Annotated in this window: 10 protein-coding genes, 1 tRNA gene and 1 pseudogene; 11 read left to right on the forward strand and 1 reads right to left on the reverse strand. The window is 71.3% G+C overall.

Translation table 11 applies throughout. The features are described 5' to 3' along the window. Nucleotides 1-96: 96 nt before the first annotated feature. The 4 genes and pseudogenes from ACXJMZ_RS13090 to ACXJMZ_RS13105 all read left to right on the forward strand — a co-directional run bounded on the left by ACXJMZ_RS13090 (nucleotide 97) and on the right by ACXJMZ_RS13105 (nucleotide 2187). Nucleotides 97-378 carry a hypothetical protein gene (locus ACXJMZ_RS13090; protein ID WP_457030186.1) on the forward strand — a complete coding sequence of 94 codons (282 nt, stop codon included), beginning with the start codon at nucleotides 97-99 and terminating at the stop codon, nucleotides 376-378. A 116-nt stretch (nucleotides 379-494) separates the two neighbouring features. Then, nucleotides 495-695, forward strand: a pseudogene (locus ACXJMZ_RS13095) (hypothetical protein); the annotation flags it as partial. A gap of 76 nt (nucleotides 696-771) precedes the next feature. Beyond that, a complete protein-coding gene (locus ACXJMZ_RS13100) occupies nucleotides 772-2046 on the forward strand; it encodes an MFS transporter (protein WP_457030187.1) in 1275 nt (424 codons plus the stop codon). Nucleotides 2047-2113: 67 nt separating this feature from the next. Continuing rightward, a tRNA-Lys gene (locus ACXJMZ_RS13105) sits at nucleotides 2114-2187 on the forward strand. Nucleotides 2188-2275: 88 nt separating this feature from the next. Here ACXJMZ_RS13105 and ACXJMZ_RS13110 read toward each other — a convergent pair. Then, a complete protein-coding gene (locus tag ACXJMZ_RS13110; protein WP_457030188.1) occupies nucleotides 2276-2647 on the reverse strand; it encodes a nuclear transport factor 2 family protein in 372 nt (123 codons plus the stop codon). Nucleotides 2648-2941: 294 nt separating this feature from the next. On the opposite strand from ACXJMZ_RS13110, the gene ACXJMZ_RS13115 reads away from it, so the two are divergent. From ACXJMZ_RS13115 to ACXJMZ_RS13145, 7 genes are all read left to right on the forward strand, one after another. Continuing rightward, nucleotides 2942-3322: an acyl carrier protein gene (locus tag ACXJMZ_RS13115; protein ID WP_457030189.1), complete on the forward strand. Its 381-nt coding sequence runs from the start codon at nucleotides 2942-2944 to the stop codon at nucleotides 3320-3322. Between the two features lie 41 nt (nucleotides 3323-3363). Continuing rightward, nucleotides 3364-7851, forward strand: coding sequence for a type I polyketide synthase (locus tag ACXJMZ_RS13120; RefSeq protein ID WP_457030190.1), 4488 nt, complete (start codon nucleotides 3364-3366; stop codon nucleotides 7849-7851). A 16-nt stretch (nucleotides 7852-7867) separates the two neighbouring features. Next, on the forward strand, nucleotides 7868-9445 hold the full coding sequence (locus tag ACXJMZ_RS13125) for a fatty acid--CoA ligase (protein WP_457030191.1): 1578 nt from the start codon (nucleotides 7868-7870) through the stop codon (nucleotides 9443-9445). A 27-nt stretch (nucleotides 9446-9472) separates the two neighbouring features. Next, nucleotides 9473-10459, forward strand: a complete 987-nt coding sequence (locus ACXJMZ_RS13130) for an LLM class flavin-dependent oxidoreductase (RefSeq protein WP_457030192.1) — start codon at nucleotides 9473-9475, stop codon at nucleotides 10457-10459. Nucleotides 10460-10487: 28 nt separating this feature from the next. Then, nucleotides 10488-11264 carry a thioesterase II family protein gene (locus tag ACXJMZ_RS13135; RefSeq protein ID WP_457030193.1) on the forward strand — a complete coding sequence of 259 codons (777 nt, stop codon included), beginning with the start codon at nucleotides 10488-10490 and terminating at the stop codon, nucleotides 11262-11264. Between the two features lie 229 nt (nucleotides 11265-11493). Next, nucleotides 11494-12843 carry an MFS transporter gene (locus ACXJMZ_RS13140; protein WP_457030194.1) on the forward strand — a complete coding sequence of 450 codons (1350 nt, stop codon included), beginning with the start codon at nucleotides 11494-11496 and terminating at the stop codon, nucleotides 12841-12843. Nucleotides 12844-12999: 156 nt separating this feature from the next. Continuing rightward, nucleotides 13000-14022 carry a ketoacyl-ACP synthase III family protein gene (locus ACXJMZ_RS13145; RefSeq protein ID WP_457030195.1) on the forward strand — a complete coding sequence of 341 codons (1023 nt, stop codon included), beginning with the start codon at nucleotides 13000-13002 and terminating at the stop codon, nucleotides 14020-14022.

Here is a 14022-nt window from a genome sequence, read left to right on the forward strand (position 1 = left end):
CGGCGGGTGATCGGCGCAGGCTGGAGGTATCCAGCCGGTCGGTCACCCGCCGCCCGGCCTTTCCCGGAGGTGAGTGGGATGGCGATGGAACCCGAAATGGAAGCCGAAGCGGAGTTCGGTCCGGAGCGGTACGCCAAGCCCCGTAAGGTCGGCGGGCCGCGCGGCGCCTGGCACCTGCTGGAGCAGGTCCGGCCGATGACCATCGCGCTGCTGCTGTCCCTGTCGATCGGCCTGGTCCTGGTCGCCGTGCAGACCGACAACGCGATCGCCATGGCGGTGTTCAGCCTGGTCTGGGCCACCACCCTGTTCGCCCTGATGGGCCGGCTGGGCCACCGGCACGACGCACAGGTGGCCAGACGGCACCACCAGACCGCCTGACCGGGCCCGGGGAGGGTCACCGGCCGGGGCGTACGTCGTCCCGGCCGGAGCAGTCCGCCGCGCGGGGGGACGGCACTCCGTGCCGAACGGGCCGGCTGCTCCGCCGAGGGGGCGTCATGACCGTGCCCGACAACTTCCCTGATCACTTCCCGGAGGGCTACCACCCCGGCAGCGACGAACCCCGGCTCAACCGGCCGGTGCCGGAACGCTATCCGCAGATCCGGGCCACCAGCGGCTACGCCGACCCCCGGGTGCGGCACACCGGCCCAGGCCCCGGGGCACCGCAAGGACAGCTACCGCCCCGGCGCGACGATCTCCCGGTGGGAGCCGGAGGACCCGTCGTTCTGGTCCGCCACCGGCAAGAAGGTCGCCGACCGCAACCTCTGGGTCTCGGTGCCCGCCCTGCTGCTGGCCTTCGTGGTCTGGCAGGTCTGGTCGGTGACGGTGGTTCAGCTGAGCAAGGTGGGCTTCACCTTCAGCGACTCGCAGAAGTTCTGGCTGACCGCCATCCCCGGCCTGACCGGCGGGATCTTCCGCCTGGTCTACACCTTCGTCGGCCCGGTGGTCGGCGAACGGAAGTGGACGGCCTTCTCCACCGTCATCCTGATCGGGCCGCTGCTCTGGCTCGGCTTCGCGGTGCAGGACACCTCGACCCCGTACGGGGTGATGGTGGTGATCGCCGCACTCTGCGGCGTCGGCGGCGCCAACTTCGCCTCCTCGATGGTGAACATCGGCTTCTTCTATCCCAAGGCCAGGAAGGGCAACGCCAACGGCATCAACGGCGGCCTGGGCAACCTGGGCGTCAGCGTGGTGCAGCTGGTCGCGCCGATCGTGATCACGGCGGGCATCCTCGGTCCGCCGGCCGGCGGACCTCAGAAGCAGAAGGACGGCACCGAGGTCTGGCTGCAGAACGGCGCCTTCCTCTGGGTGCCGCTGCTGGTCGTCATGGCGCTGGCCGCCTGGTTCCTGATGAACGACCTCAAGGTCGCCGCCGCGCCGTTCAGCAAGCAGAAGATCATCTTCGGGCGCAAGCACACCTGGCTGATGACGGTGCTCTACGTCGGCACCTTCGGCTCCTTCATCGGCTTCGCCTCCGCCCTGCCGAACCTGATCAACACCACCTTCACCCCGATCGACTCGGCCTACTCCGCCACCAAGTACGCCTGGGTCGGCCCGTTCATCGGCGCCCTGACCCGCTGGCTCGGCGGCTGGATCGCCGACAAGACCGGCGGCGCCTGGTGCACCATCATCTCGTTCGTCGGGATGGGCGCCTCGGTCGTCGTGGTGATCAACGCCCTCCCGGCCGGCGGCGACCAGGGCAACTTCTGGGTCTTCTACGGCGGCTTCCTGTGCGCCTTCTTCTTCTCCGGCATCGGCAACGGCTCGACCTTCCGGCAGATCCCGGTGATCTTCCTCAACCAACACCGCGCCGCCGCGGGCCCCGACCCCGTCGCCCAGGAGGAGGCCCGTCACCAGGCCGAGATGGAGGCCGGCGCGGTCACCGGCTTCTCGGCCTCGATCGCCGCCTTCGGCTTCTTCTTCATCCCGGCGATGTTCGCGCTCTTCCCGGTCACCAGCTCGCTCTGGGTCTTCGTCGGCTTCTACGCCGTCTGCCTGGTGGTCTGCTGGTGGTTCTACGCCCGCAAGGGCGCCGAAGCCCCGAGCTGACCGTGACCGGGTGGTCACGATTTCGGAGATCCTGCTGATGTCGCGTACAGTCTTCGACGTCAGACAGGCGCCGCTAGCTCAGTTGGTTAGAGCAGCTGACTCTTAATCAGCGGGTCCGGGGTTCGAGTCCCTGGCGGCGCACAGACGGTCGGAAGGCCCCCACCTCACGGTGGGGGCCTTCCTTCGTTCTCGGCCCGTGACGAGGACCGCAGAGACAGGTGGGCGGGGCTCAGAGCCCTGCCGGGACCTTGTCCAGGAAGCCGTGGATGCTCTTGATCTTGCCGGCGCCGTCCAGGGCGGCGACGTCGAAGCCGATGACGATGTTCTCGCCGCCGGCCGCCGGGACGAGCTCCCACTGGAAGCGCGCGATGTTGTGGTGCGCGTCGATGTCACCGTACTGGTTGAAGACGAAACCCTGGAACTGCTCGCGCGCGCCGCTGATCACCGCGGCGACGCCCTCGTGGCCCTCGACGTCGGCCAGCGGGTCCGTGTAGGTGGCACCCTCGGCGAACAGGTCGGCGATGGCAGCGGCACGCTTGCCCGCGTCGGCCTCGTTCCAGATGGCCAGGTAACGGGTCACCACGTCGTTGAGATCACTCATGTTCAAAACTCCCTACGGTCTTCGAAGCTCAGCACCGGCACCACCCGATGGGCAGCGACGCACACCACCTTGACGCAGGCGGGTGGAGCTGCACTCGACCCCCGCTGGAGCGGCCGTCAGCAGGTACGGAGCCGTGCCCCCGTGGTGGTGACCCGACGCCGGTCAGCCTCGGGTCAGGGCCGGGTCAGGCGCGGGTGTTCGCATGGTGCCCGACCTGCGCGGGTCCACGAAGCAGACGGAGGCGATCGCTGTGAGGAACCAGAGCCCGTACCAGCCGGCCCGGAGGTCGGTCCGATGACCACAACCGCTGCCGCCGAGCAGCTGATCTCGCTGTCGGCGCCGGAACGAGCCGACGCCCTGCGGGAGTTGGTGGCCGCCGAGTTCCGGGTCACGATGCTGTTGGAGCCGGACGAGGAACTCCCGCTGGACCGCAGCTACTTCGACCTCGGGCTGACCTCACTGCGGCTGACCGAGATCAAGCGGCGGCTGGAGCAGCGGCTCGGGCTCGCGATCAGCGCCAACACGATGTTCAACGAGCCGACCATCGAGGCGCTGGTGGCCCACCTGTCGGGTCTGCTGCCCGGCGGCGGCACCGATGCGCCGGCGGACGACGTCCCGGTCGCGCAGGACCACGCACTGCTCGACGAAATCCTCAAGGACCTCTACCAGTCCTGAGCACCGGCGGACTTCTCCCGCCGCCGTATGGAAGGGAACCCATGCCCGACACCGCCGCACCCGCAGGGGATCAGCTCCGCAGCGCCCTCGAAACCGTGCGCAAGCAGCAGGAGCTCCTCAAGGACCTGATGCTGGAGAAGTACGAACCCATCGCCGTGGTCGGTGTCGGGCTGCGCTTCCCCGGCGGCAGCAACAGCCCCGACGAGTTCGCCGACTTCCTGCGCGACGGCCGGTCGGGCATCGGCCCCTTCCCGGCGGACCGCTTCGATCTGGAGCGGTTCACCGAAACACCGGGCACGGCGGGCGCGGACGGCGAGCCGGCCCAGGGTCGGATCCGGGCCGCCGGCGGCGGCTTCCTGGACCGGGTCGACCTCTTCGACGCCGGGTTCTTCAACATCTCCCCCAAGGAAGCCCAGTACATGGACCCCCAGCAGCGGCTGCTGCTGGAGACCACCTGGGAGGCCCTGGAGAACTCCAACATCGACCCGGCGCCGCTGCGCCGGGGCAACGGCGGCGTCTACATCGGGGCCAGTTCGATCGACTACGCGCTGGAGCTCGAATCGCTCCCGTACGAGCAGCTGGACGGCCACCTGGCCTCGGGCATCACCTTCTTCCCGCTCTCCGGCCGACTCTCCTACTTCCTCGGCTGGCGCGGCCCGTGCGTGAGCCTGGACGCCGCCTGCGCCTCCTCGCTGACCGCCGTGCACGCGGCGGTCCAGGGGCTGCGCCACCGGGAGTGCGACATCGCGCTGGCGGGCGCGGTGAACGCGCTGCACCACCCGCGGATCCCGGTGATCTTCTCCAACGCCAACATGCTCGCCCCGGACGCCCAGTGCAAGACCTTCGACGAGTCGGCGGACGGCTACGTCCGCGCCGAGGGCTGCGCGGTGGTGGTGCTCAAGCGCCTGTCGGACGCCAAGCGGGACGGCGACACCGTGCTCGGGCTGATCCGCGGCTCCGCCGTCGGCCAGGACGGCGACAGCGCGGGCCTGACCGTGCCCAACGGGCCGGCCCAGGAGGCGGTGATGCGGGCCGCGATCCACCGCGCCGCGCTGCGCCCGGAGGACATCCAGTACGTCGAGGCGCACGGCACCGGCACCCCGCTGGGCGACCCGATCGAGATGGGTGCGATCAGCGACGTGTTCGCCAAGTCGCACACCAAGTCCGCGCCGCTGACCGTCGGTTCGGTGAAGACCAACCTCGGCCACATGGAGCCGGTGGCCGGTCTGGTGGGCGTGATCAAGACGCTGCTGCAGATGCGCGAGTCGGTGATCTACCCGCACCTCAACTTCCGTACGCCGTCCGGCCGGATCCCCTGGGACCGGTACCCGGTGACGGTGCCCACCGAGAACCGGCCGTGGCCCGCCGAGACCAAGCGTGCCGTGGTCAACAGCTTCGGGTTCGGCGGCACCATCGCCGCCGTCGTGCTGGAGCAGGCGCCCGACTACGCCGCCGCCGAGACCGCCGCCGAGGGGCCCGACGCCCGCCAGGTCTTCACCCTGTCCGCCAAGAACCGGCGGTCGCTGCGCACGCTGATCGAGCGCTACCAGGAGCACCTGGAGCGGACCCCGGGCATCGACCTGGCCGACCTGTGCCACACCTCCAACGTCGGCCGCTCGCACTTCCCGCTGCGGATCGCCGGCGTGGTCGGCGGCCGGGAGGACCTGGACGGCCTGCTCAGCAAGGGGCTGGCCCAGCTGGACCGCCGGGCCGTCGAGGCCCCGGAGGCCCGCAAGACCGCGTTCCTGTTCACCGGCCAGGGCTCGCAGTACCCCGGCATGGGCCGGCCGCTGTACGACCGCTACCCGGTGTTCCGCCGTCATGTGGACGAGTGCGACCGACTGTTCGCCCCGCTGCTCGGACGGTCCGTCCGGGATCTGGTGCTCGGCGTCGGCGAGGACCAGGAGGCCGTGCACCAGACCCGGTTCACCCAGCCCGCGCTGTTCACCCTGGAGTACGCGCTGGCCCAGCTGTGGATGGACTGGGGTGCCCGGCCCAGCACCCTGATCGGGCACAGCATCGGCGAGGTGGTCGCGGCGACGGTGGCCGGGCTGTTCAGCCTGGAGGACGCGGTGACCCTGGTGGCCGCCCGCTCCCGGCTGATGCAGTCGGTCTCCGCCCCCGGCGGGATGGCCGCCGTGCCGACCGCCGCCGCCGAGGTGACCCCGCTCCTCGATGGGTACGCCGACCTGGCCCTGGCGGCCGTCAACTCACCGGATCAGTGCGTGATTTCGGGTGGCAGCGACTCGCTCGCGGAGGTGACGGCGATCCTTCAGGAGCGCGGCCTCGCAGTGAAACAGCTCCAGGTCTCGCACGCCTTCCACTCCCCGCTGATGGCGGAGGTGTTCGACGAGTTCCGCGCCGTGCTGGCCGGAATCCGCTTCCAGCAGCCGCAGTTGACGCTGATCTCCAACCTCACCGGCAAGGTGGCCCGGCCGGCCCAGCTGGCCGACCCGGAGTACTGGGTCCGGCACATCGGCGAGCCGGTGGCCTTCGAGGCCGGCATGCGGGCGGTCGAGCGGCGCGGCAAGCACGTCTTCGTCGAGATCGGCCCGTCCACCGCGCTGACCACGCTGGCGCGCAAGTGCGTGGCGGCCGACGAGCACCGCTGGCTGAGCAGCCTGCACCCGAAGGAGCAGGACGGGCTCACCATCCTGCGCTCGCTGGCCCAGATGTACACCGCCGGGCAGCCCGTCTCCTGGCAGGGCTTCCACCGGGACCGGCCCCGCCGGCGGATCGGGCTTCCGCTGTACGCCTTCGACCGCAAGCGCTACTGGCTGCCGAACGGCAGCGGCCCCGGCACCGAGGAGGAGACCGGCGAGCGGCCCTTCCTGCACGTGCCCACCTGGGTCGAGCAGGCCGCCGCACCGGAAGCGCCGACCTCCCGGCACGTGGTGGTGCTGGGCGCCGACCCGGCCGCCTTCGCCGAGCCCGCCGGGCCCGATCTGCGGGTGTCCCTGGTCTCCACGCCCGAGCAGGCCGTCAAGCTGCTGCGCACCGAAGGCGCGACCGACCTGGCCTGGCTCTGGCAACCCGGCGAGGGCCCGGCCGGAGTGGACCGGCTGCGCGCCGAGTGCGAGCGGAACTACCGCGAACTCCTCACCCTGCTCGATGAGTTGGAGCAGGACGGGACAGCCGTCGGACTGCGTCTCTGGCTGGCCACCCGGCAGGCCCAGGTGCTGCCCGGCGACCCGGCGGGCGACGGCAGCCGGCTCGCTGCGGCCACCCTGTGGGGTTTCGGCCATGTCCTGCTGAACGAGCGCCCAATGCTGCGGGTGACCCTGGTCGACCTGCCCGCCGGAGCGGCCGGGGAGCAGGCGCTGGCAGCCGAGTGGCTCGCCCAGGACACCGGGGACTTCCAGGTCGCGTACCGCGACGGCGTACGCCGGGTCCGGCGGCTGCTGCCCGCCGAGCAGGACGCCCGGCCGGCCGAGGGCGCGCCGATCCGCCCGGACCGCACCTACCTGGTCACCGGCGGCCTCGGCGCACTGGGCCTGGTGACCGCCCAGCGGCTGGTGAAGGAGGGCGCCCGGCACCTGGCCCTGCTCGGCCGGCGCCCGCTGACCGAGGCCGAGACCGCCGTGATACACGAACAGCTCGGCGGCGAAGCCGAACTGACGGTACTTCAGGGCGATATCGGCAACACCGAGGATGCCCGCCGGGTGCTGGCAGCGCTCAAGCAGGCGGCGCAGCCGCTCGGCGGCATCGTGCATGCGGCCGGTGCACTGGCCGACGCGCCGGTCTCGGCCCAGACCTGGGAGAGCATCGACGGGCTGTTCGGCGCCAAGGTGTACGGGAGCTGGCTGCTGCACGAGGCCGCCGCGGACTTCCCCGAGCTGGACTTCTTCGTCGCGTACTCGTCGGCCGCCGCGGTGGTCGGCGGTGCCTCGCAGTCCAACTACGCCGCCGCCAACGCGTTCGTGGACCAGCTGGTGCACTGGCGGGCCGGCCAGGGCCTGCCCGCGCTGGGCGTCAACTGGGGTCCGTGGTCGGAGGTCGGCATGTCGGCCAAGCTGAGCGCCCAGCACGTCAAGGCGCTGGAGCGGGAGGGCATCACCTTCTTCACCCCCACCCGGGCGCTGGACACCCTGGTGTCGCTGCTTGCCCGCGCCGACGGCCCCGCGCAGCTGGTGGCCGGGGAGTGCGACTGGGACCGCTTCTCCGCTGCCAAGCCGGTGGTGAACGCGCTGTACAGCGCCCTGGTACGGGCGGAGCAGGGCGGCTCGCGGACGATCGACGTGGCGCAGCTGCGCACCCTCCAGGAGCCGGAGCGGATCGCCGAGATCACCGACTTCATCCGGTTCCGGGTCGCCGAGGTGCTGCACATCGAGGACCCGGACGACGTGGGCCCGAACACCGAGTTCGCCCAGGTCGGCCTGGACTCGCTGGTGGCGATCGACCTGAAGAACGCGCTGGAGGCGGCCCTCCGCGTCCCGCTCCCGCCGTCGATGGCCTTCGACTACCCGACGGCCACCCTGCTCGCCGCCCATGTCAACGCCCAACTCGGGCTCACCGGCATCTCAGCGTGAAAGGTCCGCAACGGCCATGACCGAAAGCACAGTTCAGACCCTCGTCACCGTCTCCGCCCGGCACGCCCGGCAGCGCCCCGGACACCCGGCGGTGATCTGCGAGGGCCGGGTGACCACGTACGCGGAGCTGCACCAGGAGAGCAACCGCACCGCGCACGCCCTGCTGGCCGCCGGTCTGCACCGGGGCTCCCGGGTCGCCTACCTCGGCAAGGAGTCCGAGCACTACTACGAGATCGCGCTCGCCTGCGCCAAGGCAGGCGCGGTGCTGGTGCCGGTCAACTGGCGGCTGACCTCCGGCGAGGCGGAGCACATCCTGCGCGACTCCGGCGCCGAACTCCTCTTCGTGGAGGAGGCGTTCCGGCCGCTGGTGGACCGGATCCGGGCGGAGCTGCCCTCGTTGTGGACGGTGGTGCCGCTGGCCGCTCCCGGCCCGATCGGTGGCGGCCAGCGGACCTGGCACGCCGACCAGCCGGACACCGACATGGATCCGGGCACCGGCTCCCATGACGCGGTCCTGCAGATCTACACCAGCGGCACCACGGGCGCGCCGAAGGGTGTGGTGCTCGCGCACCGGAGCTTCTTCACCCTGCCGGAGGCGATGCGGCGCAGCGGCCAGGACTGGATCGACTGGCTGCCGGAGGACGTCAACCTGATCTCCCTGCCTGGCTTCAGCATCGCCGGTATGGGCTGGTTCATGCACGGCTTCGCGGCGGGCGGCACCAACGTGGTGATGCGGATGTTCGTCAGTGAGGAGGCCGTCCGGCTGATCGAGACGCACCGGGTGACCACCACCTTCGCCGCGCCGGCCATGCTGCAGATGATGATCGAGGAGCCCGGGGTCACCCCGGCGACGTTCGGATCGCTGCGCAAGGTGGCCTACGGTGCGGCGCCGATCTCGGAGTCCCTGCTGAAGCGCTGCCTGGCCATGCTGGGTTGCGAGTTCGCGCAGATCTACGCCAGCACCGAGACCGGGACGGTCGCGGTCTGCCTGCCGCCGGAGGACCACTACCCCGGCAGCCCGGTGCTCGGTTCGGCCGGAAAGGCCTGCCCCGGACACCAGTTGAAGATCGTCGACGCCGAGGGACGCACGCTGCCGCCCGGCGAGATCGGCCAGGTCTGCGTGTTCACCCCGGCCAGGATGCTGAGCTACCACCAGCTGCCCGAGGCGACCGCCGAGACGCTGGTCGGGCTCTGGCTGCACCTGGGGGACGCGGGCTACCTGACCGAGGACGGCTACCTGTTCCTCTGCGACCGGATCAACGACACGATCATCGCGGCCGGGCAGAACATCTATCCCGCCGAGATCGAGAAGGCGCTCGGCGAGCACCCGGCGGTGGCCGAGGTGGCGGCCCTCGGGGTGCCCGACGAGCTGTGGGGCGACGCCGTGCTGGCCTGCGTGGTGCTGCGCCCTGGACAGCAGGCCGGGCCGCGCGAGCTGCTGCGCTTCCTCTCCGGCCGGCTCGCCGACTACAAGGCCCCCAGCCGCTGGGAGTTCGTCGACAGCATCCCGCGCAACCCCACCGGGAAGATCCTGCGCCGGGTGCTGCGGGAGCGCCATCTGGCCGACCGGGCCACCGTCCCCGCGCAGGTCTGACCCACCGTCGAGTACGAGGAGTCCGCAATGAGCACCACGAACCGTCCGCTGCGCTTCGGGCTGCTGCTGCCCACCCGGGAGATGGCGATGACGGGCGACTACGCCGTCGGGCCGCTGCTGGAGCTGGCCCGGGAGGCCGAGGCGGCGGGTTTCGACTCGGTGTGGACGGGTGACTCGCTCACCGCCCGCCCCCGGCTCGACCCGCTGATCGTGCTGGCCGCCGTGGCGGGGGCCACCTCCCGGATCTCGGTGGGCACCGGCGCGCTCACCGCCGCCCTGCGGCACCCGCTGGTCGGCGCGAACATGGTGGCCAGCCTGCACCACGCGGCCGGTTCCCGGCTGGAGTTGGGGGTCGGCGCGGGCTTTCCGATGCCGGAGAGCGAGGCCGAGTTCGACGCGGTCGGCGTCCCGTTCGCGGGCCGGGCCGGGCGGCTGGACGAGACCGTCCGACTGTGGAAGCAGGCCTGGGGCAGCGGCGGGGATCCGGCCGCCGGCAGCTTCCGGGGCAAGCACCTGACGGCGGATCTGCTGCACCGGCTGCCGCCCGCCGCCACCGCGGCAGGACCGCGGGTCTGGCTGGCGGGCAGCGACACCCCGAGGGTGCTGGAGCGGGTCGCCTCGCGCTACGACGGCTGGCTGCCGTTCCTGCCCACCACCGAGGCGTACGACCGGGCCTGGCGGCGGATCGGCGAGCTGCTGGCCGAGCACGACCGGCCTGCGGACGCGGTCGTTCCCGGCCTGTACGCCACCCTGAACGTCGACCCCGACCGGGCCCGCGCCGCCGCCGGTCTGGACGAGTACGTCCGCGGCTACTACGGCCGCCCGCTGGACGTGATGACCGGCATCCAGGCGTACGGCTACGGCTCCGCCGAGGAGTGCGCCGAGTGGCTCACCGGGTACGTCCGGGCGGGCGCCCGCCATGTGGTGCTGCGGATCGGCTCGCTGGACGCCGCCCGGCAGTTCAAGGAGCTCGCCGAGCACGTCCTGCCGGCCGTCCGCGCCAGCGTCGGCTGACCACCACCGCCTCACCCCAGGAGAGAGCATGACGACCCCGACCGCCACCGGCCAGTGGCTGCAGCCCGCCGAGATCCGCCCCGACGCCACGATCAGGCTGTTCCTCTTCCCGCACGCGGGCAGCGGCGGCACGATCTACCGCAACTGGCACGAGTACCTGCCGTCCGACATCGCCCACCAGATCGTCCAACTGCCGGGCCGCGAGAAGCGGTTGGGTGAGACGGCGTTCACCGAGATCGAGCCGCTGGTGGAGGCGGCCTACGAGGCGATCGCGGACGACCTCGACGACCGGCCCTACGCCTTCTTCGGGCACTGCCTTGGTGCCCAACTCGCCTACCGGGTCTCGCTGCTGATGGCTCGGGACGGGCAGCCCGCGCCGGTCCTGCTCGGCGCCTCGGGCTGGGCGCCGGAGGGGTTCTCGCAGGTGACGTACGAGCAGAGCCTGATGCCGGAGCCCGAGTTGGTGAGGTGGATGCGGACGCTCGGCTCGTTCCCCGAGGAGGTCTACGGCAACCAGGACCTGCTGAGCATGATCGTCCCGGCCCTCCGGGCCGACCTGGCCGTGGTCTCCACCTACGTGGACGACGGCGCGGCCACCAACTGCCCGATCGTGGCGTACAGCGGCAAGTCCGACCCGTTGATGGACCCGGGCGCGATGGCCTCCTGGGACAAGCGCTCTCCCGACTACCTCGGCAACAGCGAGTTCGTCGGCGACCACTTCTACATCGACCACGCCGAACACGCCCTCGCCGTCACCTCCGACCTGATCCGCCACCTGCGTCGGGCGGCCGTGGCCGGGCACTGACACTCCAGGGCCTCTCGAGCGGCGCTCCAGCGCGGTCCGGGACGATCGCGAGAACAGTGCTGTATCCAGGCGATCACAGACCGTATTCGAACAACCTCCGACGTGAGACAAGGAGTTCGCACCGATGACCGACACAGCGGACCTGAGCACAAAGGCGGGGCCGGCTGCGGCCCCGGCCGAAGACCGCCCCAACTGGGCGACACTGCCGGTGGTACTGGCGCCCACCTTTATGATCACGTTGGACATGTTCATCGTGAACGTCGCGATCCCGTCCATCCAGGAGGACCTGCACGCCGGCACGGGGGCGATCCAGTTCGTCGTGGCCGGCATCAGCCTCGCCGTCGCGGCCGTGCTGATCACGGCCGGCCGGCTCGGCGACATCTACGGCCGGCGGCGGATGTTCGCCATCGGCCTGGCCCTGTTCACCGTGGCCTCCGCAGGCTGCGGCGTCGCGCCGAACGCCGGTGAGCTGATCGTCGGACGGGTCGCCCAGGGCGTCTCGGCCGGCCTGATGATGCCTCAGGTACTGGCCATCCTGAGCATCGCGTACACCGGCGCGAACCGCCTCAAGGCCTTCAACGCGTACGGCATCGCGATGGGCTTCGCCGGCGTGTTCGGGCAGCTGATCGGCGGCGTGCTGATCAAGGCCGACCTGTTCGGCCTCGGCTGGCGGGCGATCTTCCTGATCAACGTACCGATCGGGGCCGTCGTCCTGCTGCTCACCCGGCGCCACGTCCCGGAGTCCAAGGGCACCGGCAGCTCGAAGCTCGACCTGGTCGGCACCGCCCTGGTGACGCTGGGTCTGGTCGGCGTCATCCTGCCGCTGATCAAGGGCCGTGAGGAGGGCTGGCCCGCCTGGACCTGGGAGTGCCTGGCCGGCTCCGTCGTGCTGCTCGCCGTGTTCGCGGTCCACCAGCGTCGGCTGGGCGCCAAGGACGGCGCGCCGCTGATCAACATGGCGCTGTTCGGGCAGCGCGCCTTCTCGGTCGGTCTGATCACCACCATGCTGTTCTACGCGGTGATGTCGACCTTCTTCCTGGTCTTCGCGCTCTACCTGCAGCAGGGCCACGGCCTGTCCGCGCTCCAGTCCGGTCTGATCTTCGTCCCGCTCGGCACCGGTTTCTTCCTGGCCTCGATGCTCGCCAAGCAGATCGGCGCCAAGCTCGGTCGGCAGGCCCTCGCGGTCGGCTCGGTCGTGCTGGCCGTCGGACTGGTCGTCCTGGAGCTCACCGCCGACCAGCTCGGCACCGACGGGGCGATCGGCTGGATCACCCCGGCGCTGCTGGTGGCCGGCTTCGGGATGGGCATGGTGATGGCTCCGCTGTCCGCCACCGTGCTGGCCGGCATCCCCCCGCAGTTCGCCGCCGCGGCCTCCGGTGTGATGTCGACCGCCGTCCAGGTCGGCACCGCCCTGGGCGTCGCGATCATCGGCAACCTCTTCTACAACGCGCTCGGCGCCACCGTCCAGCCCTCCTCGTTCACCCACGCGTTCGTGCTGGGCTGCGAGGTGCTGGCCGCGCTGTCCGTCGTCGTGGCGGTCTCGGTGCAGCTGCTGCCCAAGCCCGCCGCACGCGGCTGACCCACCCTCACACCGCAGCGCCCCTGGCACCCGTGCCACGGGCGCTGCGTCGTCCGCACCGCCCCTGACCTCGCGTCAGCCGACGGTCAGGGGCGCGTCACCGCCGCCTCCCACACTTGTGCCACCCACACGGGGGCGAGGACAGGGAGACGCGGAATGCGCTGGCAGGACATCTACATCGCGGGCACGGGGACCTATCTGCCGGAGCGGTTCCCGGTGGCGGAGGCGGTCGAGCAGGGCCTGGTCCGTGAGTTCAACCGGAGCCTCGGCTACGAGTCGGTGCTGATCGACCGCAGCGGCACGGCCGCCCCCGACATGGCCGTGCAGGCCGCCCGGCAGGCGCTGCAGCGGGCCGGTATCCCCACCGAGGAGTACGGGCTGCACCTGCACGCGCACCTCTGGTACCAGGGTCACGACTGGTGGTCGGCGGCCAACTACGTCGCCGCCCGATCCTCCGGCAACCAGGCCGTCGCCTTCACCATCGACCAGCGCTCGCTGACCGCGCTCGGCGGGATGCACCTGGCCGCCGGCTACCTCAGCTCGGGCGCCGCCTCCACCGCGATGATCACCACCGCCGACCGGTTCACCGCCCCGATGATCGACCGCTGGAACACCCAGCGGCAGCTGATCTTCGGCGACGGCGCCACCGCGGCCGTGCTGTCCCGCACCGGCGGGGTGGCCAAGCTGGTGGCCACCGTGGCGTTCGGCGAGAACGACCTGGAGACCTGGACCCGCGGTGAGGAGCCGTTCCTCGACTTCCCCGGCCAGACCTCCCCGGTCCCGGTCTTCGAGCGCGCCGAGGCCCGGATGACCGCGCCGGAGGCGGCCAACGACTGGAAGCGGTGGGTCGACAGCATGGTGCGGCTCAAGGACGAGGTGCTGGCCGAGGCCGGCATCGGGATCAAGGACATCGTCCGCGCCGCCATGCCCTTCCAGCACCGCGGCGACGGCCAGGCCGAGATGCACGACCTGATCGGCCTCACCGAGGAGCAGACCGTCTGGCGCGAACTCGGCCGCTACACCGGCCACATCGGGGCCGGCGACCCGTTCGCGGGGATCAACCACCTGCTGGAGAACAAGCTGGTCGCGCCCGGCGACCACGTCCTGGCCTACGGCTGCGGCGTCGGCTTCAACTTCTCGGCCGCCGTCCTGCAGATCACCGACACCCCCGCCTGGTGA

It is taken from the genome of Kitasatospora sp. P5_F3, from assembly GCF_054049135.1.